Origin of the sequence: Photobacterium rosenbergii, from assembly GCF_003026455.1 — a bacterium.
GTDB lineage: Bacteria > Pseudomonadota > Gammaproteobacteria > Enterobacterales > Vibrionaceae > Photobacterium > Photobacterium rosenbergii.
The window spans coordinates 20,385-43,979 of record NZ_PYMB01000011.1 but is presented as its reverse complement, the minus strand read 5'-3'; the positions used below and the strand labels follow the sequence as shown (position 1 = coordinate 43,979).

Sequence of the window (23,595 nt, the reverse complement as noted above, 5' to 3'; positions counted from 1 at the left end):
AACAGTATTAAAATTACCGTCAGACTCCTACAAGCAATAAATCACAACAATTACGATATTTAGTAAGTAAGCACAGGGATGTGTTTTTTGAGATTATGTCCCTTAAAATGGGTTTGGCTGATTGAATACTTTGCATACCCAGTACGCATTGTATTAATTATGTTAAATACGCACAAAGAGCAATTAAACTCAACCTCTAACTCTCATTCAACTGCATCCGCTCGCCACTGTAGGAGATCAGCCGGGACACTTCGATGCGTGGTGTTGCACCAATCATCATCAACCCTTCTTTATGCCGAAGCTGGCGAAATACCGATCGGTTTTCACCAAAGATGGATGTCGGAATGACTTCATGCTCTAAGTCATCAGCACGTAATAACGTCTCGAGCCCATCTGTTGAGCCAATGTAAGACATCGCGCGTTCAATAGCCCTTTTCCCTGCTCGACCTTGAATGCCTTGGGCAGCTGTCGCTAAGAAAACGCCAAGAGACTTTGACTTAAAAATGTGTATTTCCACTGCTTTCATAGCTTTACCGGTGTCGTAATCCAATGAGCAACTTTCACTCAAATGATTATGACACATAACGGATGATGACCGCTATTTTTCTTTAATGTATACCTACTTCATCGTATTGATCACAGAGTGGCCAACAGCCATTTTGATATACATATCAACTTCAACGGGATTGCCCTTGATAGCGTCTTTTAAGCCGTTAATCCCATCATCCATAGAGAAAAAGGCACCGGCACCGACGATGATCCTTCTGAACTCAGCGTCCGAATTAAAGTTAGTGATCCAGCTTTCATAAAACTCTTGTGGAGAATTGAAGTTAAACGTAGATACCAACCTATCTACTATCTTACTTTTCAATTCGTTAAAGAGGTCGTCTTTGCGTTTGAAGTGCGCATTAATGCCAGAGCGACTGATACCGGCCTTCTTGGCAATGTTGGTGAAAGTAAGTTGCTCTATCCCTTCTTCCAACAGCAGTTCATAAGCTGTATCAATAATTTTCTGTCGCGTTTGTCTTGCTACCGCCTGGCTGACTCTTGGCATTTTGCGTTAATCCTATCTGAAGCACAATTGCTTGTAACTCTGGCATTTTTCGAACTTCGGACAGTATACCGTTTGCATATAGCATACACCAGTCTTCTATTTTCTGTTTGGAAGCTCTGTACTTCTCTAGACGGGTAAACACCAACAAGGCCGAAGAGTGCACGTTCTCGGTAGAGCGCCCTTTCAGCCACTACCTACGCGGTGCGTGTGGATGGGTAACAAGGTTTTGGACATTTCTGAGCAGAAGTGCCCGCTATGAAGGAGTTGTACAGAAGTACGTTTGAAAGTTCGCCTGCGCATAAGTCTGCTGCATTGGCTTAAATCTGGGTGAGTAGAAGGTAACACCACGTTAAGAGGCAAAAATTGTTAGCTATAATTTGTAGTGGCTCAAACTTGCTCTGACAGCTACCTGTTTTTAGGGTGCTTTGTCAGCTTAGATTTGAGCTACTACAGCTAATAAATAAAAAATTATTGATTGTTCGCTGTAACAAAAAGGTGACTCACTGACTCTCGTACTATTGAAGGATGACTTCGGTTAACCCACTCCTAGGAGGGAATATGTTAAAGCGTACTTTCTTTTTTACTCTTATATCTTTTGTGTTGGTGTCTTTCGCGGCGGCGCATCATGGCTGGCGTTGGACGACGGGTAATAACATTGAACTAACCGGCATTATCGTCGAGCTTAAGCTGGGCAACCCGCATGGGGAGTTAACGGTAAAGTCTGAAGACGATATCTGGACGGTAGAAGTTGGCCAACCTTACCGCAATGAACGTGCTGGTTTAATGCCGGGAGATTTGGCCAAAGATGTTGAGGTAAAAATTGAGGGGGAACCTTCAGCCGATATAGAACAAAAATTAATGAAGGCGGAGCGTATTTGGATTGACGGTGTGCTCTACGATCTTTATCCAAACCGCGATTAGAGCAGTGCGATGTTGGAAGCCTGGCTCGAAGCCTTAGCGCTAACGCCTGTCGCCCAGTGGATTCGGTTTTCTCGTTGGAGTTATGCGGTAATCAATACCCTGCATGTTCTTGGTATCGCTCTGTTAGTAGGCGCGATCATCCCGTTAGATTTAAAACGCATCGGCCTGTGGCGGTGTATAACACTCGAACAGCTTGCTCATGTGCTCGTTCCTGTCGCTGTTAGCGGATTCGTTATTGCGGTTATCTCAGGTGTGTTGCTTTTTATGGCTGGTCCAAGCGATTACTTCGCGCTAAGTATTTTTCTGTTCAAGTTGCTGTGCATCGCTTTCGCGGTGGCAAATGCGGTCAACTTTCATTGGCGTATGGGTTATGCCGTCCCTTTCAACCAGCAGCGCCTCGTCGGTTTTGTATCGTTAATACTGTGGCTTTGCGTATTAGTAGCAGGTCGATTTATCGCTTATGTTTAATGGTTGCGAAAAAGTAACGGGGTCAGCTCTTACCTTTTGCCCCCATTATCTGAAGTTTCCTAAGTCCCAAACTTTACCAATCGATTTTGCATCAGCTACAACTCATTTTGGGGCAGAACTGAGCCAGCTTCTACTCACACTGAGCTGCAAACTTATCATTGCACAGAATGATTGTGTGGCTAAGAAACAGAACAAAGCATTATCAGATTAACTTCAAGGGCCCATTCCTCACCTACTTATCCAACAGCTTGAACTCCAACCGACAGTTCGCGGATGTTGCTCTGCATTGTTCTGTTGTTGAGCAAGCGGCCCTACTCATAGATCTCCTAATTTTAGATCCTCTAATATTAGAAGAAGGGGATATTTCTAATGTTGGGGGTCATGTAACGGTATGGCTAGAGAGATACCGATTCCGATAAACCGAGCCAGCCGCTTGCTGAAGATCGGCCGTCTGCTCGGAGGGGTTGCCGTGCAGGTACTCAGGGATGGCGCATCGGCCTTGACTGATAGCAAACCACTCAAAGCAAATGATTTACTGCTGACACCGGCCAATGCCATGCTGCTGGCGGACAGGTTGTCTGAGATGCGCGGCGCAGCGATGAAGGTCGGCCAACTGCTCTCGATGGAGGCGGGTGAGTATCTTCCTCCGATGCTGACCGAGATTCTGGCGACCCTGCGTGAGAACGCACATCCCATGCCGCAGGATCAGGTGGCACAGGTGCTGGAAGGTGCCTGGGGTAAGAAGTGGGAAGATGATTTTAAGCAGTTTTCATTCACACCTCTCGCTGCAGCTTCCATCGGACAGGTGCACGAAGCCACCACCAAGGATGGTCGGCATCTGGCGATCAAGGTGCAGTACCCCGGAATTCGAAAAAGTATCGATAGTGACGTTGACAATGTTGCGGCGCTGTTCAATCTATTGCGCCTGATTCCAAGGGACTACGACATCACGACACTGCTTAAAGAAGCCAAACAGCAACTCCACCAAGAAGCCGATTACTGCGCCGAGGCAGATAGTATCGCCGAATACAGGCGTTTTATTGGCGAGGATTCCGATTTCGATCTTCCGGCTGTGGACAGATCACGAACCACTTCTGATGTGCTCACAATGTCTTTCGTCACCGGGGCTCCTATCGAAACTCTAGTGAATACACCGATCGATGTGAGGAACCGTGTTGCGACGCGACTGCTGTCTTTGGTGCTGAAGGAGGTGTTTGAGTGGGGTCTGGTACAGACCGACGCTCAATTTGGCAATTACCGGTACCAGGCAGAGCAGGACCGTATAGGGCTCCTCGACTTCGGTGCCACCCGACACTATTCCGATGATTTGGTTGACGCTTTCCGCCGTTTGATGAAGGCGGCTACAAAAGGCGATGTTTCTGCCATTGAGAACACTGCTGTAGAGTTGGGTTATCTGCGTAAAGGTGAGTCCATACCGTATCGCCAGGGGTTATACGAGATGATCTGTGCGGTTGCCGAACCGGTTCGATACCAGGGGAGATTTGATTTCGGCACCTCCGACCTGTCACGGCGGGTCGTGGAATCAGCCGTCTCCCTACGGCTGAATCAGCGTTATATGCACCTGCCGCCTACTGATATGCTGTTTCTACACCGAAAGATCGGAGGGACTTATCTACTGTGCGCCCGTCTACGGGCACAGGTCAACGTAAACCGTTTGGTCGCGCCTTACATCCAGTAAGATTTGCATCACTTATACAACAATAGATATAACTTCAATGGGGATCCGTTGAGAACCAGAAGGGCACAGACCTTTCCGCTCTTGTTAGAAGGGCCAAAAGTCGAGCATGCGCTTGAGATTGTTGGAGGCTTTCATCCCGGCACCATGATCGCAAAGTCGCTATAAAAATACCCGTCAGGACAACTTCTTCGATCTGTCTGCGCCGACCGCCTGAATGCAGTCCGGCCGCTTCACGCCAAAATTGAACCAGGCGTGACAAATCAAAGATCATGGGTACCCAATGGTGAACGTGAGGTAGATGAAGTTTGGCTCCCAACATCTGAGTAGTTACCCGGTGACGGGGGGCGAGAGCCTCAAACCAGCGCCAAATAATATACTCCAGCCTCTCTTTGACCGGCAACACCTCAAGGCCCTCAAGATCCGCAGCCAGCATGGCTTCAAGCGCACGTAAAAACCAAGCATTAGCTATAGCATTGGTGTCCGCGTAGTAGTGACGTATATGGTTAACGGAGGTGCCGCAGTATTTCGCCAGTTCCACAAAGCTAAGGTTGGACCAGTCATCCCGCTCAGTCGCCATTTCCAGCGCAGCATCGAGTATGCGATCAAATTCCAAAGCTTTAGGGATCTGCCCTTCATTTTGCGAACCTGTAGCCATTACACCGCCCTAAGTAAGAGAAGTTGATGTTGATAGTCTTGTAAGCTTTCTCCTAGCTTTTAAGCATCGTTTGTAAGTATAGGTCAGCTCAGAGGCTAAAAAGCTTTAGGGCAGTTCTGAGCTAGCCACATCAGCTAGATCGAAGACGGACAAAAGTGAGTTAACAGGAGAGTGCCTTGTTAACTCGAATATAGACAATTTCGTATGATGAATAGAGATAACATCTTATCGTGAGTCATGCTGATTATTTGTTCATTTCTTTCGCATCTAGGTGCTCTTGGTATTTCTTAGAAAACCACTGGTGTAAGTGCAGCCCTGTATTTTTCCTTATCAAGTACGCGATGAATGCCAAGACCAACATACCTATAACTGTACCCATGATACCCACCAACTTAAAAACAAAAAACTATTTAAACAGTATCTTACACAGCACATATGAATAATGATATTTCCTGCAGTTATAATTTTATCTTAACTAATGTCAGCGATTTTGATAAAGATTTGTCCAGCTCTGTGATGTTTGTAATCAATCAACACCACTAGGTTTATTTGATGCAGGAATTACCAGAAAGTATTCAACACGCCCTTTACCCTAGTGACTATCTGAGTTAAACACACACGTTAACGCCTTGCTCTTTCCATATCCAACAGAGTTCGTTTACGTTCTAACCCCCAACGGTAGCCGCCTAAAGAACCGTCGCTACGTAATACTCGGTGGCAGGGGATAAGAATACCAACTGGGTTTTTGCCACAAGCGGTTCCTACAGCGCGAACTGCTTTCGGATTATCAATATGCTCTGCAACCTCACCATAACTCATCACGTCGCCTTCTTTGATGCTTAGGAGAAATTGCCATACTTTGATTTGGAATGCCGTACCTCTGATATCAAGTGGTACTTCGGGCCTGGGAGCGCCCTGACTAATATGCTTATCTAAAGCCAGCATCCAGCTATCCAGCTCTGGTGCATCTTGTGCCGCAGAAAGCTCAAATTGAGCTTTAGGAAATTCATCAGATAACAGGCTTAGCAGAGAAGCTTTGTCGTCACCAAACTGTACTGAGCATACCCCTTTATCTGTCGCAGCCATTATCATGTACCCAAGTGCAGTCTCTCGACACGCATAATGGATAGTTTCACCTTTTCCTCCTGCCCTATACGCTTTCGGTGTCATGCCAATATTTCGGGTTGCCTCACCATATACCCGACTTATTGAACCATAACCTGATGAATAAATAGCATCGGTCACACCTTCACCCTCTTTCAACGAACATTTAAACTTTCGCATGCGTACTGCATCTTGATAATGCTTGGGTGACACACCAAACATTTCTTTAAAAATGCGTTGTAATCGGGAAGGTGAAAGACCCGCGATATCACCTAATTGAGTAAGTGTTATTTTATCTTCCGCATGACGCTCTAGATAGCGAGCGACTTCAATGAGCTTAAGGGTTCGATCGTCCTGACCTGCTGGATTGCAGCGCTTGCAAGGACGAAACCCTGCTTGCATTGCTGATTCGATATCAAAGAAGAACCTCAGATTTTCTGGATTTGCTGCTTTGGTCGAACAGGAAGGCATACAGAATACGCCTGTGGTTATAACGCCATAGTAAAAATTTCCGTCGAAAGAGCTATCTCTCTGCGCTACCGCATTTTTCATTTCATTTTCAGATAACTTTGACATAGCTGCGCTCACTGTCTAACGGGTTGCATGACTATCTCATCACACCAAGCCTGCTGATACCATCCGATTCTTGCTGGCTAATTGGTGATTGTAGATTCACTCTCTGTTTTTAATGTGGCGCAATTTTCGGATGTTTTAAGGTCCACGCTGTAGCTAGTATGCAGTTAAAGATGAATAACACGGATTGTCCCGACCATGACACCGACCATTAATCACTCTATGAACTCAAAAGTATGGGCTATGCTCATTATGCTCTCCATCTTATGGGGCGGATCTTTCTTCTTTGTAGGCGTAGCGGTCAATGACCTTCCTCCATTAACCATAGTGACACTTAGAGTAGGAATTGCGGCATTTACACTATGGGGTATAGCTATGATGATTGGCTTGCGTCCTCCCAAAAGCCTGAAAGTCTGGACTTCATTCTTGGGGATGGGGTTACTGAATAATGTTATCCCCTTTGCTTTGATTGTCTGGGGGCAAACACAGATTGCGTCAGGCTTGGCCTCAATTCTAAATGCTGCAACACCAATATTTACAGTAGTAGTGGCAGGCATTCTGCTGCCTGATGAACGGCCAACACCGTTAAAACTAATCGGCGTTGTTCTCGGTTTCGTGGGTGTTGCGGTAATGATTGGCGTACCCGCGTTAGGTAATGAAAGTAATTTGTTGGCGCAACTTGCCATTGTTGGCGCAGCCATATCTTACGCATTCGCGGGAGTATACGGGCGCAGGTTCAAAAAACTGGGGGTAAACCCTGTAATTACAGCAGCGGGACAGGTAACGGCTTCAACGCTCATATTACTGCCTATCGCGTTATTTGTAGACGGTACTATCGATGCGGACAATACAAGCATGAACACATGGATAGCTATAGTTGGATTGGCAGTTGCATCCACAGCGATAGCGTATGTTCTCTATTTCAGAATACTTGAACTGGCAGGCGCAACAAACGTACTGCTGGTAACACTACTTGTGCCAGTCTCTGCTGTTCTGCTCGGCTCATTATTCCTGAATGAATCTCTGGAAATGATTCATATATTGGGCATGGTGTTAATAGCGTTTGGGTTATCCGCTATCGATGGCCGCTTATGGCATCGAATGAAAGTTATATTAGAGAATAGCATCCCTCGGAACTGACTAAGCTCAGCCATATTCTTTATAAAGATACCGCATTTACATTGGATAACTGGACGTTTTTGAAAAAGAAGTCCAGAGAAGAGTTGCCTTATCTAAGTTGCCGCAAGGAAGTCATTCCTCTCTTACTTGGCTGGGAAACGCAAGCGATATTGCCTTGGTATATCCTCTACCCCAAAAGGCAACTTTTACCCAAGCGTACCCAATTATTCGAAGAATACTTTCGGAGCCACATCAATGGGGTTCAATCATAGAATCACCACTGATAACTTAATATTATTAAATGTATAATTTTTGATAATTTCTATTGATTGATCTGCGGCCCTATACTTCTCTCCATCGAAGCGACACACGAAACAAATTAAAAAGTATTTGGAGAAAGTTATGAAGATGAATCACGTTGGTATCATGGTTGGCGATATGGACAAAGCGGTTGAGTTCTACACTAAAGCGCTAGGCCTTCGTGTTGTAATGAACAACACTAAAGTTATCGAAGAGCGTGAAACGGCAATCGGCCGTATGTGTATTGCCGTCTTCGGTGAAGGCTTCAAAGGCTTTAACATTGCGCACCTAGTAACGTCAGACGGTATCGGCGTTGAACTGTTCGAAATGAAAGAGCGCCAGGAACGTCATGAAGTCGATTTCTCTCGTTTGGGTATCTTCCACTTCTGCCTGCAAGTTGCTAAAGAGCAATTCCCACAGACCATCGCGCGTATTGAAGAGCACGGCGGTAAAACTCGCATGGACATCATGCGTTACCACCCAGATGACGAGACTAAACAAGCACAAATGATCTACATGGAAGACCCGTTTGGTAATCTATTTGAGCTTTACTCGCACACTTACGAAGAAACTTACGCAACTGATTACGAGTAATAGTTAGAAGTAAAAAGGGTTGGTATTGATACCAACCCTTTTTTGAGCACACTCATTGGTACTAATTCAAATACCCCAGATAACGGCTGTACGTTTCCTTATTATCGCCAAACCATTCAAGCAAATCTAAGTTTACGAAAACACTGCTCTTATCATCATCCCTATATGCATAACCAATAGTGAATTTGTTCTTAATGTGAATGGAAGCACCAATACCAATTGCATCAGCATCTTTCCTATCATTGTAAACCGTCGTTATCGAGGCACCGAAGCCCTCTTTCCATCGGTTAAAGCCAATTACTTCTAAGGCAATGCTGACGTCATCTTTATCGCCTTTTTCAGCATCATAAAGATGCTCAAAGACTAGCGTAGGACGTAAGAAGAAAACCTGGATCTTTGGTGGGCCGGTAAGATCAAGTCCTTTGAAATAGTCAACTTGAACAACATTCGCAGAAAACCAGCTATCAAGTGGTGTCTGGTAGCGTGCTTCTCTGTAAAATTGCTTCCACTCGGCTTCAAGACTGGTGTAATGCAATACGACAGGTCCAAGGTAAACATCTGCAATTGGCTTATACGCCCCTTCTACTGCATCCGTTATGTCTGACAACACCTCTCTACAGTCTTCATTTCTTAAGGGCCCGCATTTATTGATCTGACTATCTTTAACAGGGATCTCGATGACTTCGCCAGTAGACAGTATCTCAAAGCTGAAAACAGTCTCACTGTCATTGGGATAATACATTGGTGTTACCTGGATTTTAGCAAGGTAATCAGGGCCTCTAGCAAAACTCTTAGCTAAGGTTTGCCAATCATCAACCATTTGCCAAAAACCTGGAAATACATCATAAGGTACACCTTCCTTGTACGCTTTATCTGATAATGCCAAGAATTGATTCAATGATTCGACCAAAGATGCTGCTTGCTTATTTAATTCTTTTTCTGACCTATCTTCCTTGTTTAGCTCACGGTTATAGCTTACTAAGCTCAACCCAAGGGTATTGGCAGCTTCCGTAAGGTCGGCGTATTTATTGCTTCCTTCATTGTCCGTCTCAGCATGGAGCCCAGAGGATATAACAAGCAGCAAGGCCAACAGCACACTAAATAACATGTTCATAAGTCAAGCTCCTTCTCAATCATTCCACGAACACGCTCATAGAACTCATGCGATGATTTAACTGCCGTGTACACCGACTGAACGCCATCAATAACACCGCCAACATCTTTAATAACCTGAGCTTGGGCTTTGATTTCATGCAGATCATCTTGAACGCTGTTTTGTTTGTGCAATTTACGTGCTTCGACGAGGTTTTCCCTGGTCAATACCACTCCTTTTAATAGGAACATAAATGGTTGGATAAATAGCGGATCTCTAACATACTCTTTTAGGTCATGGGTATTTACTTGATGGATCACGCTTGTGTTAATGTGGCTACCGCGAGACCTCATAATGCTTCGCTTGTATTCTTTAAACCATGTAAAAGGGTCCAGCTCATGGGCGACATTAAAAAAATATTTAGTACACCCACCACTATCTGAATGTACGATTGAATGATTTGGGTCTGCTATTCCATTCAATAAGTTAACAAGTCGACTTACGTTCGCTACCATCCATACCGAGTCAATTTTAGTTCTAGCTGTATCTATTTTAGTAATTCGATGGTCATAGCTAGCCAATGAGTCCTTAACGAACAACTGTGCCAAGGTATCATGGACAACTGCAGTACCAAGACTATGTGCAACTATATGAACTTTTTGATTTACATTTGCATCCTTAAGAGTTTGTGCGATTGTTTTTGCAAGCTGTACCCTTATATAGACGCCTTGAAGTAGTAGGGAGTAATAGATCACATCCAGCCAGCTCGAGTAAAAAAACTGGTCTTTGTCTTCAAACTTCCCGAATTCATCAATCATGCTTTTCGCGAATTTTTCAGTGAACCCTCTCCCTTTAAGCATGGTTTTTACATTAGCTAAACTCTTTGCATATTCAGCATCATTCTTCTGTTGATCATCAATAAACTCGGAGTAATTAAACTCACGGATCTCTGCTACCTTTTCTAAATTCCAATCTTCAATACCAAAGAAACCTAATCCTTCGTTGAATCCCTCTATAAATCGCTGTCTGGTAGCACCCTCAGGATGTGTACCCATACCATGCACGACGAGGATAATGTGTTCTCTGTTACTCATAACCGTCTCCTTGCTTTTCAGGGTTATTGAGAATTATCTTGCGGATTCAAACTGCGGGGTAAATTTCAACACCTAACATAACCCTACTCTTCGTAGGTCAATAAACACTCAAAGCAATACCGATTTGTGATACTCATTCGGATTTATTTTCAGGAGCGGTATGCGTCCTTTCTTTTCGACAATTGACTAATCGGTGAGCGTGTATAGGTAAACTGGACTTTAAGCAATAAGCTAACAAACACAGAAAAGGAAGGGAATTATGTGCCACTTGTTTTTACAGAAGATTCCAGGCCAATATTACGCTTTGCATTCAACATTCTCGATATTGAATGCAACCAGAAACTTTTACTAGCGAATACAATTCTATAATAAAATCCTCATCTACCTCTATACTCTCGCCAGCTTCTATGAGGTTCGTTTTAATTTGTTTATAGTGTGAGTTCAATATGTTTGTTTTGACGAGTAAAAAAGGAGTTCAACTGCATTGAATAAAAAGGAGAATCAGGCACACCAAGCTTTTTATAATATAGTACATGGTCGTATAAAACTTTTTTTGTTATAAACTTATCATCATCAAACTGCACAATAACAGAAAGGTAAAGGTTGATATATCTGCTATTCCTAGTAGCTAAAATCTTTAATTGCCGTAGATCTTCGTAGTTTTTTATTGGCTTTCTTGAGTTTTTAGTAATTTCATAAATTTCTCGTGCTCTACTTCTTATTTTTTCATTTTTTGGTACAGAAACCAGTATCTGATAGATATCACTAGGATTGAAGTGCATAGCCCCCTTCACTCTTGCCTCTACAACTTCACCAACATTTAGTTGGATGACTTTCCACTCAGAAGAGTCCCGACTAAACTCTCCTGCATTAGCTAGCGATTTGTAACTATCAATAATTTCACTATGCTTACCAATTTCTTTCAAACTGTCAATATATTGCTCGTTAACCTCAGCAGTTAACCATGCATCAAGAATATGGATCTTTCTATTCCCAGTATTTGAGAATACGAATCTTGAATTAAGAGCATTATAGTCGTTATCTTCTACATAAACCTGGTTAGTCTTGTCACTAAATATCGATAATGAATTGATTGAACGCTGCTTCTGATAGATATCATACACATTATATGTAAATGACATTACTGCGATGACAAAGGTAGCATAAAGAACAACTTTTTCTCCGATACTTTTCTTTTCTTCTCCAGCGCTACGATTCTCTTCCACTGTTCACCTCCCAAAAGGCAATAAGTAAATGATTATTAGTTGCAATTATTTCATTTAAATTAATTACAAAGTCCTAGCTATGATAATCAGTTTGTGGTGTTTAATATTCAACTCCACTCGCATCTAAACACATAATATCTACAAGGCATATTTGTCAAATACGAAATGATAATTTTCTACAACATAAACAAGAAATGTAGGAAAGTTGGGACAACGCCCCATATTGCGGTCCTAAATGATTACTTATTATGAGAGAGCCATCTGGGTAAAAAAGGGGAGCTGTGTAAAACTAGCCCCCACAGATATCATTAAACTAGCGCGAGTATAAGTCAAAGTCACCTGGCAGTGGCGTCATCATCCCTGACCACGGGAAAGCCCATGGAAAGAAATCCCGATTATCAGCCCTATGGGTAATGACCTTCTGATACCGGCTCACCAAATCGTCACCAGCCCCGTTATCAGCTAGGTAAGTCATCATGTCATCAAGTAAGTAATTATTCTTGGATAAAGCCAACTCCTCAAAATGTGGGGCGAATGATGTGTTAAATTCATGGCAACTATAAAGGTAGTTGGCTTGCTCCACCTCATGCTCCACCATGTAGTTATAGGCGAAGAGGTAAGCTTGCCGTTTCAAATCAATACGCTTGGTGAGCGCTTCTTTCAAAGTGCCAGAATCTGCGAAAATATCGTGATAGCGGTATTCTGGATTGACCGAACGATAATTGTCATGATCATCAAGCTGATACCCACCGTTAGGCAAATCACTCGCTATATAGTAATCGGCATATTGGCAGAAGTTTTTGGTATCAGTGTAGGCTCCTTTATTACACGGCCCGCCCATATCAACAACACCGAGGTTTCGGCCAAGAGAGCCTGACCAGGCTGCCAGAAAATCTGCCGCATCTTGATAACCAAGTAACCCTTCAAACAATGCTCCCCCGGGGCCACCATGGCCTGAATACATCAAGTGGTGGTCGGAATCTGGGTAGGCTGCAGCTAGGTATGCACCTATCTCACTGAAAGCATCGCGAAGAAAGGTACCGCGCTTCCCAGACTCATAAGAAGGCATGTTGCTGAACTTCATCACCCTGTAGCTCTCGCGGTAGGCAATCCGTTCTTCGGGAGTCATAGCCCACCCTTCTGAGCTATAAGGAGCATAATCATTGTCAAAAGCGTACAGGTGAACGGCCTTGACATCATTATCCCATATCGCAGCCTCATAGTATTTCAGGCCCGTTGACGTTTTGGCACCGGTGGGCACAGCGGTTGTCCAGGCAACCCCGTCATACCCCATCCAGTCCGGCGTTACTCTGACCACACGCAGCATAATATTGTGTTCAAACGCCTTGTTCACGTGAACGTTGACCTCCTCTGATGCGGTGTGGCCTTCTTCGCCGCTGGCAGCCACATTAAATACGAAAATAACATCATTGCTTTCGTCACTCGCATCGACGTCAAACGAAATGGTATCTGACGCCGGATCGGCGATTTCAACATTAGGACCTGAAACCTGGGTCCAACGCAGCTCAACAGGACTGTTGGAGAGAGAACGGACATTGACGGAGAGTGTCACATGGCCAGACTGTTCAACCCATTGATCATCGACATCAAGCGAAAGTGGTGCAGGTGTTGTGCTGCCTGCCCCACCTCCTTTACCGCCACCATCTCCACTGCCACCGCAAGCGACCAGCAGCGACAAAGCTAGAATCATGACACTTTTCATTCCTTTCATTTATTCCTCCACTCTACATCCCTGTAACTACACAAAGCCTACCAAAAGCAACCTGCTCAAAAATCATACAGATCACAATGTTGCATATGTAAATAATTATTTAATATCAATTATGTAGCGAAAAAGTGCGACGGAATGATGGGAATGTACGGTGGCTATAGCAGCATTTTAAGCTCGCCTCAAAGGTGTTATTCTCGATATTCAAATTAACTCATATACATATTGCATTAGATAGCTATCGAATTGAATAGGTACCTAAAACGATAAAAATCATTAGACTGAATTAAATACATGAATAAACACCTCAATATTTTTAGGACATATGCCAAAGACAACCGCCGTTATCAGCTTGAGAATGACTTAACTCGTGCACTGGCTATATGTATGCAGGAAGACACCCTGTTTTTCCATGAAGTGTTAAAATCGATCTTGGGCAATACGGGCTTTTTCAACCAACTATTCGAAGACCCAGACCGTGAGACAACCACAGAAATAGAGATCCAGAAAAAAACCACAGCAATGCCTGATTTTGACCGGGTGTTTGCGGTATCACTTAGCGAAAGCCCTATGGTTGATTTCTGGCACCAAACACACGATGCCCAATATGACCCGATATGTGACTTGGTTATAACCATAGATAACATCTTGATCATCATCGAGGCTAAACGGGACAATATCAATTGCACCGCTCAGTTGTACAACCAAATACACAATACTTGCCACAGCCAGGGCAAGACAATTGAAAGCTGTAAAGAGCTGATAACTCCCTACGATTTAAACTGGAAAAAACTCATGGCCATCGCCGTCAAAGTGGCCAGTTTTGAAAAAATGTCAGGCAACACCAACCGGTTTCTTACTGACTTCATTCAACTCGTCAAAGATCATAATTTTACGTGGCTCCCTGAAACGCCGATTGGCTCTTTACACAATCAAAGTACTAAGGCGATTTTCAGGAGGGTTGAATCAGCCATTTTGCATGCCAGTAACCAGGTTGAATCTTTAAGTAAGCTCTCATACAAAGACAGGTTAGGAACGACTTTCGGAAGGCCTTGGGCTGACGAGTTGCTTTTTGATGTAGATAAGGAGACTGGGGACTTAATTGTCGATATATACCCAGGCAACACAAAAGGCCAAGGCTACCACCTGTTCAAAAAGGATCATGAATTCAATAGGCAACTAGTGATAAACAATCAACCTTACCCAGTTAATTTGAATTATCACATTAAGTTTACCGGCCAAAGTTACATTTCTGGATTATGGCTAGAAGAATCTGATTTCAGTAAAAAACTGTATACATCCCAAAATTTCCATAAACATACAGGCCGAACCAAAAGAGACCAATGGCCTGCTATAGAAAACTTGCTTACTGAGCACCTGAATCTTGACTGGAAGGGTAAATGTAATTGGGAAGGCAAGCTCATCAATTCAAACAGGACACAGTTAAACATGTCTTTTGGCTATGAGGCTTGGATTCAAATTCCATTTAAACAGCTTGCCGAAATAGATACGACGAAAGATGACATCTCACCTTTGGCTAATTTCATCGAGAGCATATATCAGGCGTTTGAAACCGAGCTTGTTGCGCTTGGATGATATTGCTTACCCTGCAACCTGAACCAGTTGCAGGGTTCTTAGCTATAGGGTTACCGGGGTGACATTCACAACCTGCGGTTAACGCGAGCGGCTATGGAATACCGTTGTTGATGCCACTGACATGTCCATATCATCCGAAGCGACAATGTTGACCGAGCGGCTGGCGTTCAATGACAGCGGGATAAAGACTCGGCCGCGCTCGTCAGTGGTAAATGAAGTGCCATTAAGCTGAGGGACATTGGTAACATTGACTGTTAGCCCTGCTGCTGGTGCAGATTGGTCTGTCGCTTTGACATGAATACCTGACGCTGAGTCGGTGATGTTAAGCTCAACGGCAGAGGCTGACATTGAAACGACAAGTAAAGTTGATAGCGCGATTGACTTAAGCATGGTGTATTCCTTCTATGGCTGACTCTTCTTAACTTCGAAACTAAACTGTTTCGTTTTGTTGTTTTTAAATCTAGAATTGATTATTGAAACTGTCAAGGGTGTAAAACTAATTAGTTTCGTTTTTTATTTCTGGTTCGGAGGGTGAAAGGTATGAGCCGTCAAGAAGAGAAGAAGCGCCGGGCGATTGAAGCCACGTTGTCGCTATGTGTGAAACACAGTTACCACGGTACCAGCATGGATACCATTACGGCTGCTACCGGTATGTCCAAAGCCACTATTTACCGTCATTTTGGCTCCAAAGAAGCGTTAATCGCCGAAGCTTTGGCACTCTACAGCGAGCAAACACTTTCCCATTTAACTCAGTTGTTTGATGATCCTGACCTGTCGCTGGAAGAGAAGTTAACGGCCCGTTTTACGACATTAGAGGCCCTGGTCGAAGCCAGAGATTTCAATGGCTGCATCTACCAGCAAGCCTTTAACGAGTATCGCAACGAAGATGATCGCATTGCCGATGTGTGTGTCTCATATAAACAAGAGCGGATCCGTCTGGTCACCGAATTGCTGCTGGCCCACGATATTAAACAAGCCAAGGAAAAGGCTACCCGAGCCGAGTTGGTGTTTAACGGCTTGCTAGCCTCGCTGGAAATGGGAGCAGATCCAAAGCTAATGTCACTCGCCAAACAAATGTACTTTGAGCAACTGCAGTTAACGGCGTCTTAGTTCGGCGGGTAATGAATGACAACTTCTACCCTTAGACACTAGGAAACTCAACACTCAGAGCCTAGAGAGAAAGGCTCTGAGTTTCTTGTATCGCTCTATCTCTAAGGCACATTGATCAGATCGGTGATCAGATTAGGGGCGTGCTGGCTCCCCAGCACTGGCGGTGTTTGATCAACCCGGCCAGACCGAGCAACATCAGTCAAGCCAGTGAATATCGGAACGTCATTGATGCTATCTCCCATTAATAATGCGAGTAAGATAACAGTATGAGGGTTAAGGGTGGCTAATTATCGCTTTGTATATAGCGATTTTCTTCGCTTTATTCATCCAACATAGCTCGGACTAACTCGGCTAACCGCTTTATCGCTCTCTCTTCTGTCGTTGCACAATCAAACGATGCATTAAGGCGAAGGCAATGATTGAACTGATCGCTAACAGAAAACATTTTACCCGGTGCAAGGCTGATATTATCTTTTAATGCAAGTTGATAAAGCACCATGGCATCGATGTGCTGAGGCAATTCAATCCATAAAAAATACCCACCTTCTGAATAGTTGACACTGACACTAGTAGGCAGGTGAGCACGTAGCATCTGCCAAGTGGCGAATTTGCGCTGTTCCAATGTCCTTCGTAATTTGCGCAGGTGGTTTTCATAATTTCGGGTAGATAAATAATTTGCGAGGGCCAGTTGTATCGGAGCACTGGCTGACAGAGTACTCATCATCTGCAGTTTTTGAATCGGCAGGGCCATTTTTCCTGCTGCCACCCAACCGATCCGAAAACCTGCAACCAGCGTTTTTGAAAACGACGAACAATGTAGCGCAAGGCCATCTTGATCAAATGCTTTGGCTGGAAGTGGCTTGTTAGCACCAAAATACAGTTCATTGTAAACATCATCTTCAATCAAAAAGACGTTGTATTGTGAAAGCAACTCAATCAAACGTTCCTTCTTCGCTTCTGTTAACGTACAGCCCAAAGGGTTCTGGTGATTGGTCATTAACCAGCAAGCTTTTACTGGATGAGACTGTAATGCTTTCTCGAGTGATTCAAGATCAATCCCCTCTCGCGGGTGGGTTCTGACTGACAGCGCTCGTAAATTCAGCCTTTGCAGGGATTGTAATGCACCGTAGAAGGTCGGTGATTCCACGATCACCCAGTCGCCAGGCTGGGTAACTGCTTGAAGACTTAAATTTAGTGCCTCAAGGGCACCTGCAGTGATCACAATTTCATCCGGGCTCACACTGATCCCTTGTGCTGCATAACGCTTGGCAATAAGTTGTCGTAGTTCTTTATTTCCCGGAGGCCGGTTATCCAACGCACTAGAAGTTGGCATAGTGCGTGCTGCAGCGATCAATGATTTGTTTATTTGTTGTCGGGGGTACAGCGTTGGATCGGGATAAACAGAGCCAAAATCAATGATATGTGGCTTACGGCTGGCCTGCAGCACATCAAAGATAAAATCATTGATATCAATAGTTTCTGTTGTTTGAACTGTTACATCTGACTCTGTTGTACTCGCATATTGAATTTTGGGTGCGACAAAATACCCAGACCTTGCATGTGAGACGATCCACCCTTGGCTCTCTAACACCTGATAAGCATGCAGCACTGTCATCAAGCTCATGCCTGTCGTTTCAGTCTGCTTGCGAAGAGAAGGCAGTTTGTCACCGACAGCCCAAATGTCATTTTGAATCTGATTACGGATTTGCTCTACGAGCTTTTCATACTTGGCCAACGTAAATGTGCCCTTCAAGTAACAACTGGCTGGAATATAGCACAGCACTAAATCTGTTATATATAAAAGTCAGTTTTCTGTATCTATTATAGTCTCGATTCCATTCCTATAATCCCCCTACTTTCCACTTCAACAGAATATTTCAAAACTTGTGCAGAGTTGGCACTTATTGCACAACGCCAACTCTGCACAAGCATATGAATTTAAATAGAAGTAACTCAACGGGAGATACCTATGAGCAATATTAAAACTGCCGCACTCCGTGCACTTCAGTTAATGGATCTAACGACGCTCAACGATGATGACACAGATGAAAAAATCATCGAGTTATGCAAAAGCGCCAAAACAGCGGTAGGCAATACGACAGCGGTATGTATCTATCCCCGGTTCATTCCCGTTGCCAAAAAGCAATTACGCCAGCAAGGCACGCCTGATATTCGCGTAGTCACTGTGACGAACTTCCCGCATGGGAACGACGACATCGAAATCGCTGTTGCCGAAACGAAAGCAGCCATTATGTATGGCGCAGATGAAGTGGATGTCACCTTCCCATACCGTGCGCTGATGGCCGGAAATGAAAAGGTTGGTTTTGAACTTGTGAAGCAATGTAAAGCGGCCTGTGGCGGTACACCATTGAAAGTCATTATTGAATCTGGCGAGCTGAAAACGCCTTTGCTAATCAAAAAAGCCTCAGAGATTTCAATCAAAGCCGGGGCTGACATTATCAAGACCTCGACAGGCAAAGTACCAGTCAATGCAACCCTTGAAGCAGCAGAAACGATGTTATCCGTTATCAAAGAGTTGGGTGTAGAGCACCGGGTTGGCTTCAAAGCGTCAGGCGGTGTCCAAACGGCTGAAGAGGCGAAAAAATACTTGGATATGGTAGATAGTATGTTTGGTACAGAATGGGCAAACAACAGCATGAATTATCGATTTGGGGCGTCGAGTTTGTTATCAAATCTGCTTTGTACATTGGGTGAGGAACGTGCATCAGTAACTAACGAATACTAATGTAACCTGTTTATAAATAAAGATAAATTCGGGGTGTGAGATGAGCAGTTTACGGCTGTTTTAAATCACACCCACTCGGAGAAAGTAAAGGCTCACCTATGTCAGATTTTGAGTTAAAACACAAAACCGCCGCCAAACTCTCAGAGCACGTGGCATATAAAATAACCCAGTGTCTTAAGTTCCTATTGAATATCTTCTATGGAAGAAAATATGCTAAACGCGCCGTTATTTTGGAAACCATTGCAGCAGTACCAGGAATGGTGGCAGGTATGTTCAATCACTTAAAAGCCCTACGCAGGATGAAAGATGATGAAGGCTGGATCCGTGAATTACTGGATGAAGCTGAGAATGAAAGAATGCACCTGATGATTTTCTTGGATATTGCCAAACCTAGTTGGGTAGAGCGAACGTTAGTGTTACTTGGCCAAGGGGCTTTTATTGTCGTGTATAGCATGATCTATGTGCTCTCTTCTAAGATTGCACACCGTGTTGTGGGCTATTTCGAAGAGGAAGCCTGCAAGAGTTACACTGAATATCTGGGCAAAATTGACTGTGGTGAAGTAGAAAACGTCGCTGCACCCAAAATCGCCGTCGATTATTACCAACTAGCGCCAAACGCTAAATTACGAGATGTGATCGTAAAAATCCGTGAAGATGAAGCCAAACACCGCGATCGTAACCATTCTTTTGCTGATGCATATGAACGCCAAGAACTCCCTGCGCATCAGCATTGATAACTCCGTAGGGTATAAAGGCACGTAGTTTTCAAGATCACCCTCAAGGTGTTACCCATAGGTTGATGTAGTGCTTGCTCGATAGACAGATATACAATTATCTAACTAAGGGTAAGTACTACATACCCTTCAATACTATGTGTTAACTACAACACCAACTCATCAAACGTTCTATCCACATCACTCTGCTCAATCCCTATATAGCGCAAAGTAACGCCCGGTGAACTATGGCGCAGCATTTTCTGTACCGGTTCAATCCGGCCTATCTGCTGGTACATGTGGTAGCCCCTCGTCTTCCTCATACTGTGGGTACCCAGGTGGACATCGACAATATCACCGATGGCAGCAAACGCCTTTCTGACATTTCCCCTATCAAGCGGCGCTGGCGGTTTGTTTTTCACCCGCGGTGATCGGTAGCTCTGGAATATATACACATGGTGCGGGAATTCGGCACGGATCGCATCGACGATATCAGCGGCTTTGGAGTTGAGCTTGATCTTGGCTGTTTTGCCCGTCTTCTTCTCTCGAGTGACAATGTAACGCTCACCACGCTCGGTAATTAGGTCTTCAAACTTTAAATTGAGCAAATCTGTGATACGCAGAGCGAGGTTGATCCCCAGATCCCAGATCCGCGCCATCTGCCTGCCATAGTGTTTGTCGAGAAGTCGCGAAACCTGGCCGACAACGACCAAATCTTTAACGGGTGATACCTCTCTCAACCTTAATACCCCATATCGTATATTTTTTATATAAAGGGGTATTGTGTGCTATTTCTTGTACTTAGGCAATAAAATCCAACGGTAAAATGCGGGCTTGCAATACCCCATAATATCCTTTTGGGTCATTAAAACGATGAGTTGGCAAAATTTTCAACTCGCCAAGGTAAATCGTCACGGTGAGGTGGAAAACCATAAAGTCACAGCGTCACATTTTGTTTTTGGGTTTAGGCATGAAAATCTAGCGCCCTACTTGGTTTTATTTTTTGATTTCGAAATTCTGCTTTAATTAGATACTTGCCCCTTCTTCTATTGATCACTTCATAAAAATGAGGACTATTCACCCTTAATGGGTACCAAATACCCTTTATATCTATTTACGGTTGTGTATACTGTAAAGGGTGAAGGATGGTGATCTACTTCGCTGATGACGAAATCAGTCATAAAACTGATTGTTTATATAATGGATGGCATCCTTTATAATCTCACTGTAATGATCACTAACTCGAAGGTAGCCCAACCGATAAGTGGGTCTGAGGAAGTATGAAGAAATATAACAAAATCACTGGTATGGACTTAGCTCGACGCCAATTTAAGGCGGAAAAAGTTGAGAGCTATCAGGAAATTGAAATCACACCGCAACTAGCTGCAATTATGTTGTCTTTCAATCGTGAAAACATTACGGAAGCAAAGGGCAAGATCACTGAGTATGCTCAGGCAATGGAAGAAGGTCGTTGGCTTTACAATGGTGATAGCTTTCGTTTTTCACGTCCTAAAACCATTGATGGCGGAAGTGCCTACGCAAGTATGTTGGATGGACAGAACAGATGTAAAGCTATCATCAAATCTGGAAAAACCATCAAAGCCAATATTATCCTCGGGCTAGAGCCCAATACCTTCGATACGATCGATGTTGGACGAAAACGTACTCAGACTCAGCTCGTTGGTCGTACCTTCCGCGACCGGATCGATAATTCTGGTACCGCGTCAACGATTACCAATGCAGTACAGCGTGTTCTTATTCATGATGCTAATTTGTCACAGAAATCAGGTTTAAAACCGCACAATACAAGTAAAGTTAACATTACTCAGAGTGATGTTGAGGCATATATGGATGCCAACTTAGATCAATTACTGCGTCATCATGAGCAACTTCGAGAAATTGTCGGGTATCAGAATAATGTGATGCCAGCATCTCAGATGATGTTTATGTTCCACATTGGTGCTCGACACCATGAGGAATACACGAAAGCATATTTCCGTCAAGCCTTTGCTGGATTGAATTTAACTGGTCAAGAGACTTTATATTTCTTAAATCAGTTTCTTCATAGGGCGCGTAGCGAAAAAATCGTTATGGCTGATCGTGTTCAGGTCTGCTTTAAAGTCTGGAATGCTGTTGCTCTTGATGGAGCAAAAGCCATTGGTAAAGCTGCAGGCTTGAAGGTTCGTTCTGGTGAAAACACGAATCAACTAACCGCACCGAGCGCAAAAGCGATAAAAGATTTCTTGGGCCAGTAATATAGTAAGGAAAGGGCACCCTCCCCTCTTGATATATGTATAAAGCACGTAGATTAGAAGACTATACGCGTTGTAGAAATTTATTCATTCGCATCAAAAATACCGCCGGTGACAAGTCGGTGTTTTTTGATGATTTGGAAGATCTAGCTAACGAAACTGATGATGAAGCTCGGCTATTTATAAATGAAGCGATTGATTTGGTCACTTCATCAACTGGTGACGATCAGGAAGAAGCAGCGGAATGCGTAATAACCGACTTTGATAATGAAATTGAAGAGTTACGTAATGCTTTACTGATAGAAGCATGTAGTGATTTACCAGTAGAGGACACAGCAGATGTGTCAGGTGTAGTGGAGACTGAAAGCTATATTAAACCTCAGCAAGAGACAAAAACTAAATTCCGCACTGTATTAGAGGCCTTGGATGAGAAGAGACCAGTGGATGAAGAGTACATGATGTACAAGAACCACCCTCTTTATGCTCGCAGTATTAAAGACAATGGTTCAATAGCTTCCTACTGGCTTCTTTGGGTGTATATGATGTATTTAGAGGCATCTAAAAACCCAATGGCTAAAAACAATATCCATGAGCTTGGTGTTCGTCTATGGGGGGAGAACCAGGTTCGTTCATCAAAATTGTTAAATGGTGACGCAGGATCAGCCATTGATGTCGATATTGATGGACGAATAACGGGCTTCTTTGGTAAAGGCTATATAGGGAAGCAGGAATTTTTAAACATCCTTCTTTTTGCGAAGAATGACTCACGTCTTGCGGAAACAATCGAAAAGATTTGCAAAATAGGCCTGAAATCAGATCTTGAACAAATGATGCTCTCACCCTTTCTTATTCGTATGTATAAAGTTACAGATGAATTAGATAAGCCGGAATTTCGTTTTTCAATGCAGTTTATTAAATCAGCGGAAAAAGAAGTTCATTACGGTCGCCGCTCACATTCAGCATTATGCAGAGAAGCTAATGCCGCGGGTTATAAAGACTTAGATTCAGCATCAAGGAAGTACTACTCTGGCATGTACAACTACCTTCGTAAGTCAGAGTACTCGTCTGGTGTAAGAGCGAAGCCATCTCCTAAACCACTCATTCCTGAGTGGGGGAAACCAATAAAACAACCAGAGAGCCCGAAACCTTCTGTCATGGAGCCAGAAGCTGTTATTGACCAAAAACCGATAAACATGACAGACAATAATGAGTCTGTTTCATCAATTAAAATAGATGACGGAAGTAAGAGTGAAATGACTACAAATAAAAAATTGTTTAATGAAGAAACGCAAGAACACCGAAGTGTTTACCTGGCTCTTAATACAATGCAGAGCATTGGACGTATGTATACAATCCCTGATATTGCACAATTTTCACTAGTAGATGAAACGCGTATACCTTCAATTCTTTCTGAATTACAACAAGCGCGCTTGGTGCATATGAATGGAAATACGATCGTAGCTGTTCAGCAACCTTTCTTTGTATGGGGCTAGGTTTAGACGATTAATTTACTTAGAACCGGCACCCAAACTTCAAAGTACTCTAGTGG

24 protein-coding genes are annotated in these 23,595 nt (G+C 43.6%); 11 read left to right on the top strand and 13 right to left on the bottom strand.

The window, feature by feature from the left end; genetic code table 11:
- Window positions 1-196: 196 nt before the first annotated feature.
- A complete protein-coding gene (locus C9J01_RS18875; protein ID WP_146157094.1) occupies window positions 197-517 on the bottom strand; it encodes a hypothetical protein in 321 nt (106 codons plus the stop codon).
- Between the two features lie 102 nt (window positions 518-619).
- The gene (locus tag C9J01_RS18870) at window positions 620-1,054 is read right to left on the bottom strand and encodes a TetR/AcrR family transcriptional regulator (protein WP_107299689.1); all 435 of its coding nucleotides are present in this window, start codon (window positions 1,052-1,054) and stop codon (window positions 620-622) included.
- 558 nt (window positions 1,055-1,612) lie between these two features.
- On the opposite strand from C9J01_RS18870, the gene C9J01_RS18865 reads away from it, so the two are divergent.
- The 3 genes from C9J01_RS18865 to C9J01_RS18855 all read left to right on the top strand — a co-directional run bounded on the left by C9J01_RS18865 (window position 1,613) and on the right by C9J01_RS18855 (window position 4,142).
- Entirely contained in the window at window positions 1,613-1,975 is a 363-nt protein-coding gene (locus tag C9J01_RS18865; RefSeq protein WP_107299688.1) for a DUF6152 family protein, read from the top strand.
- 9 nt (window positions 1,976-1,984) lie between these two features.
- A complete protein-coding gene (locus C9J01_RS18860) occupies window positions 1,985-2,443 on the top strand; it encodes a hypothetical protein (RefSeq protein ID WP_201797841.1) in 459 nt (152 codons plus the stop codon).
- Between the two features lie 391 nt (window positions 2,444-2,834).
- A complete protein-coding gene (locus C9J01_RS18855; RefSeq protein ID WP_107299687.1) occupies window positions 2,835-4,142 on the top strand; it encodes an ABC1 kinase family protein in 1,308 nt (435 codons plus the stop codon).
- Between the two features lie 34 nt (window positions 4,143-4,176).
- Here the strand turns inward: C9J01_RS18855 and C9J01_RS18850 are convergent, their stop codons facing one another.
- The 3 genes from C9J01_RS18850 to C9J01_RS18845 all read right to left on the bottom strand — a co-directional run bounded on the left by C9J01_RS18850 (window position 4,177) and on the right by C9J01_RS18845 (window position 6,477).
- On the bottom strand, window positions 4,177-4,797 hold the full coding sequence (locus tag C9J01_RS18850) for a TetR/AcrR family transcriptional regulator (RefSeq protein ID WP_107299686.1): 621 nt from the start codon (window positions 4,795-4,797) through the stop codon (window positions 4,177-4,179).
- Between the two features lie 244 nt (window positions 4,798-5,041).
- On the bottom strand, window positions 5,042-5,176 hold the full coding sequence (locus tag C9J01_RS30060; RefSeq protein ID WP_261397010.1) for a hypothetical protein: 135 nt from the start codon (window positions 5,174-5,176) through the stop codon (window positions 5,042-5,044).
- Window positions 5,177-5,418: 242 nt separating this feature from the next.
- Window positions 5,419-6,477, bottom strand: a complete 1,059-nt coding sequence (locus C9J01_RS18845; protein WP_107299685.1) for a bifunctional transcriptional activator/DNA repair enzyme AdaA — start codon at window positions 6,475-6,477, stop codon at window positions 5,419-5,421.
- A 195-nt stretch (window positions 6,478-6,672) separates the two neighbouring features.
- Between C9J01_RS18845 and C9J01_RS18840 the strand changes: the two genes are divergently transcribed.
- Both C9J01_RS18840 and C9J01_RS18835 read left to right on the top strand, forming a co-directional pair.
- Window positions 6,673-7,614, top strand: coding sequence for a DMT family transporter (locus tag C9J01_RS18840; RefSeq protein ID WP_107299684.1), 942 nt, complete (start codon window positions 6,673-6,675; stop codon window positions 7,612-7,614).
- A 381-nt stretch (window positions 7,615-7,995) separates the two neighbouring features.
- A complete protein-coding gene (locus C9J01_RS18835) occupies window positions 7,996-8,487 on the top strand; it encodes a VOC family protein (protein WP_107299683.1) in 492 nt (163 codons plus the stop codon).
- A 61-nt stretch (window positions 8,488-8,548) separates the two neighbouring features.
- Here the strand turns inward: C9J01_RS18835 and C9J01_RS18830 are convergent, their stop codons facing one another.
- The 4 genes from C9J01_RS18830 to C9J01_RS18815 all read right to left on the bottom strand — a co-directional run bounded on the left by C9J01_RS18830 (window position 8,549) and on the right by C9J01_RS18815 (window position 13,632).
- A complete protein-coding gene (locus tag C9J01_RS18830; protein WP_107299682.1) occupies window positions 8,549-9,601 on the bottom strand; it encodes a hypothetical protein in 1,053 nt (350 codons plus the stop codon).
- Complete coding sequence (locus C9J01_RS18825) at window positions 9,598-10,674, bottom strand: alpha/beta hydrolase (RefSeq protein ID WP_107299681.1); 1,077 nt, start codon at window positions 10,672-10,674, stop codon at window positions 9,598-9,600. The genes C9J01_RS18830 and C9J01_RS18825 overlap by 4 nt, the downstream gene beginning before the upstream one ends.
- A gap of 428 nt (window positions 10,675-11,102) precedes the next feature.
- Window positions 11,103-11,900 carry a hypothetical protein gene (locus C9J01_RS18820; RefSeq protein ID WP_107299680.1) on the bottom strand — a complete coding sequence of 266 codons (798 nt, stop codon included), beginning with the start codon at window positions 11,898-11,900 and terminating at the stop codon, window positions 11,103-11,105.
- Between the two features lie 313 nt (window positions 11,901-12,213).
- Window positions 12,214-13,632, bottom strand: a complete 1,419-nt coding sequence (locus tag C9J01_RS18815; protein WP_107299679.1) for a hypothetical protein — start codon at window positions 13,630-13,632, stop codon at window positions 12,214-12,216.
- Between the two features lie 291 nt (window positions 13,633-13,923).
- Between C9J01_RS18815 and C9J01_RS18810 the strand changes: the two genes are divergently transcribed.
- Window positions 13,924-15,225, top strand: coding sequence for a hypothetical protein (locus C9J01_RS18810; protein WP_107299678.1), 1,302 nt, complete (start codon window positions 13,924-13,926; stop codon window positions 15,223-15,225).
- Window positions 15,226-15,303: 78 nt separating this feature from the next.
- Here C9J01_RS18810 and C9J01_RS18805 read toward each other — a convergent pair whose 3' ends face one another.
- Entirely contained in the window at window positions 15,304-15,615 is a 312-nt protein-coding gene (locus C9J01_RS18805; RefSeq protein ID WP_107299677.1) for a hypothetical protein, read from the bottom strand.
- Window positions 15,616-15,765: 150 nt separating this feature from the next.
- Here C9J01_RS18805 and C9J01_RS18800 point away from each other — a divergent pair, with 150 nt between their 5' ends.
- Window positions 15,766-16,335, top strand: coding sequence for a TetR/AcrR family transcriptional regulator (locus tag C9J01_RS18800; protein WP_107299676.1), 570 nt, complete (start codon window positions 15,766-15,768; stop codon window positions 16,333-16,335).
- A 101-nt stretch (window positions 16,336-16,436) separates the two neighbouring features.
- On the opposite strand, the gene C9J01_RS29655 is transcribed toward C9J01_RS18800, so the two are convergent.
- Both C9J01_RS29655 and C9J01_RS18795 read right to left on the bottom strand, forming a co-directional pair.
- Window positions 16,437-16,577, bottom strand: a complete 141-nt coding sequence (locus C9J01_RS29655; RefSeq protein WP_158264563.1) for a hypothetical protein — start codon at window positions 16,575-16,577, stop codon at window positions 16,437-16,439.
- Between the two features lie 77 nt (window positions 16,578-16,654).
- On the bottom strand, window positions 16,655-18,070 hold the full coding sequence (locus C9J01_RS18795; RefSeq protein ID WP_107299675.1) for an aminotransferase-like domain-containing protein: 1,416 nt from the start codon (window positions 18,068-18,070) through the stop codon (window positions 16,655-16,657).
- Between the two features lie 234 nt (window positions 18,071-18,304).
- Between C9J01_RS18795 and deoC the strand changes: the two genes are divergently transcribed.
- Together deoC and C9J01_RS18785 are read left to right on the top strand one after the other, a co-directional pair.
- Window positions 18,305-19,081, top strand: a complete 777-nt coding sequence (gene deoC, locus C9J01_RS18790; protein WP_107299674.1) for a deoxyribose-phosphate aldolase — start codon at window positions 18,305-18,307, stop codon at window positions 19,079-19,081.
- 98 nt (window positions 19,082-19,179) lie between these two features.
- Window positions 19,180-19,815 (top strand): alternative oxidase, encoded by a 636-nt coding sequence (locus C9J01_RS18785; RefSeq protein WP_107299673.1) that lies wholly within the window; start codon window positions 19,180-19,182, stop codon window positions 19,813-19,815.
- A gap of 146 nt (window positions 19,816-19,961) precedes the next feature.
- On the opposite strand, the gene C9J01_RS18780 is transcribed toward C9J01_RS18785, so the two are convergent.
- A complete protein-coding gene (locus C9J01_RS18780; RefSeq protein ID WP_107299672.1) occupies window positions 19,962-20,534 on the bottom strand; it encodes a tyrosine-type recombinase/integrase in 573 nt (190 codons plus the stop codon).
- A gap of 540 nt (window positions 20,535-21,074) precedes the next feature.
- On the opposite strand from C9J01_RS18780, the gene C9J01_RS18775 reads away from it, so the two are divergent.
- Entirely contained in the window at window positions 21,075-22,049 is a 975-nt protein-coding gene (locus C9J01_RS18775; RefSeq protein WP_107299671.1) for a hypothetical protein, read from the top strand.
- 35 nt (window positions 22,050-22,084) lie between these two features.
- On the top strand, window positions 22,085-23,539 hold the full coding sequence (locus tag C9J01_RS18770; protein WP_107299670.1) for a hypothetical protein: 1,455 nt from the start codon (window positions 22,085-22,087) through the stop codon (window positions 23,537-23,539).
- The last annotated feature ends 56 nt before the right edge of the window (window positions 23,540-23,595 follow it).

Coding starts and splice junctions, on each gene's coding strand:
- C9J01_RS18870 (WP_107299689.1), bottom strand. CDS start 1,054: ATGCCAAGAGTCAGCCAGGCGGTAGCAAGACAAACGCGACAGAAAATT.
- C9J01_RS18865 (WP_107299688.1), top strand. CDS start 1,613: ATGTTAAAGCGTACTTTCTTTTTTACTCTTATATCTTTTGTGTTGGTG.
- C9J01_RS18860 (WP_201797841.1), top strand. CDS start 1,985: ATGTTGGAAGCCTGGCTCGAAGCCTTAGCGCTAACGCCTGTCGCCCAG.
- C9J01_RS18855 (WP_107299687.1), top strand. CDS start 2,835: ATGGCTAGAGAGATACCGATTCCGATAAACCGAGCCAGCCGCTTGCTG.
- C9J01_RS18850 (WP_107299686.1), bottom strand. CDS start 4,797: ATGGCTACAGGTTCGCAAAATGAAGGGCAGATCCCTAAAGCTTTGGAA.
- C9J01_RS30060 (WP_261397010.1), bottom strand. CDS start 5,176: ATGGGTACAGTTATAGGTATGTTGGTCTTGGCATTCATCGCGTACTTG.
- C9J01_RS18845 (WP_107299685.1), bottom strand. CDS start 6,477: ATGTCAAAGTTATCTGAAAATGAAATGAAAAATGCGGTAGCGCAGAGA.
- C9J01_RS18840 (WP_107299684.1), top strand. CDS start 6,673: ATGACACCGACCATTAATCACTCTATGAACTCAAAAGTATGGGCTATG.
- C9J01_RS18835 (WP_107299683.1), top strand. CDS start 7,996: ATGAAGATGAATCACGTTGGTATCATGGTTGGCGATATGGACAAAGCG.
- C9J01_RS18830 (WP_107299682.1), bottom strand. CDS start 9,601: ATGAACATGTTATTTAGTGTGCTGTTGGCCTTGCTGCTTGTTATATCC.
- C9J01_RS18825 (WP_107299681.1), bottom strand. CDS start 10,674: ATGAGTAACAGAGAACACATTATCCTCGTCGTGCATGGTATGGGTACA.
- C9J01_RS18815 (WP_107299679.1), bottom strand. CDS start 13,632: ATGAAAGGAATGAAAAGTGTCATGATTCTAGCTTTGTCGCTGCTGGTC.
- C9J01_RS18810 (WP_107299678.1), top strand. CDS start 13,924: ATGAATAAACACCTCAATATTTTTAGGACATATGCCAAAGACAACCGC.
- C9J01_RS18805 (WP_107299677.1), bottom strand. CDS start 15,615: ATGCTTAAGTCAATCGCGCTATCAACTTTACTTGTCGTTTCAATGTCA.
- C9J01_RS18800 (WP_107299676.1), top strand. CDS start 15,766: ATGAGCCGTCAAGAAGAGAAGAAGCGCCGGGCGATTGAAGCCACGTTG.
- C9J01_RS29655 (WP_158264563.1), bottom strand. CDS start 16,577: ATGGGAGATAGCATCAATGACGTTCCGATATTCACTGGCTTGACTGAT.
- deoC (WP_107299674.1), top strand. CDS start 18,305: ATGAGCAATATTAAAACTGCCGCACTCCGTGCACTTCAGTTAATGGAT.
- C9J01_RS18785 (WP_107299673.1), top strand. CDS start 19,180: ATGTCAGATTTTGAGTTAAAACACAAAACCGCCGCCAAACTCTCAGAG.
- C9J01_RS18775 (WP_107299671.1), top strand. CDS start 21,075: ATGAAGAAATATAACAAAATCACTGGTATGGACTTAGCTCGACGCCAA.
- C9J01_RS18770 (WP_107299670.1), top strand. CDS start 22,085: ATGTATAAAGCACGTAGATTAGAAGACTATACGCGTTGTAGAAATTTA.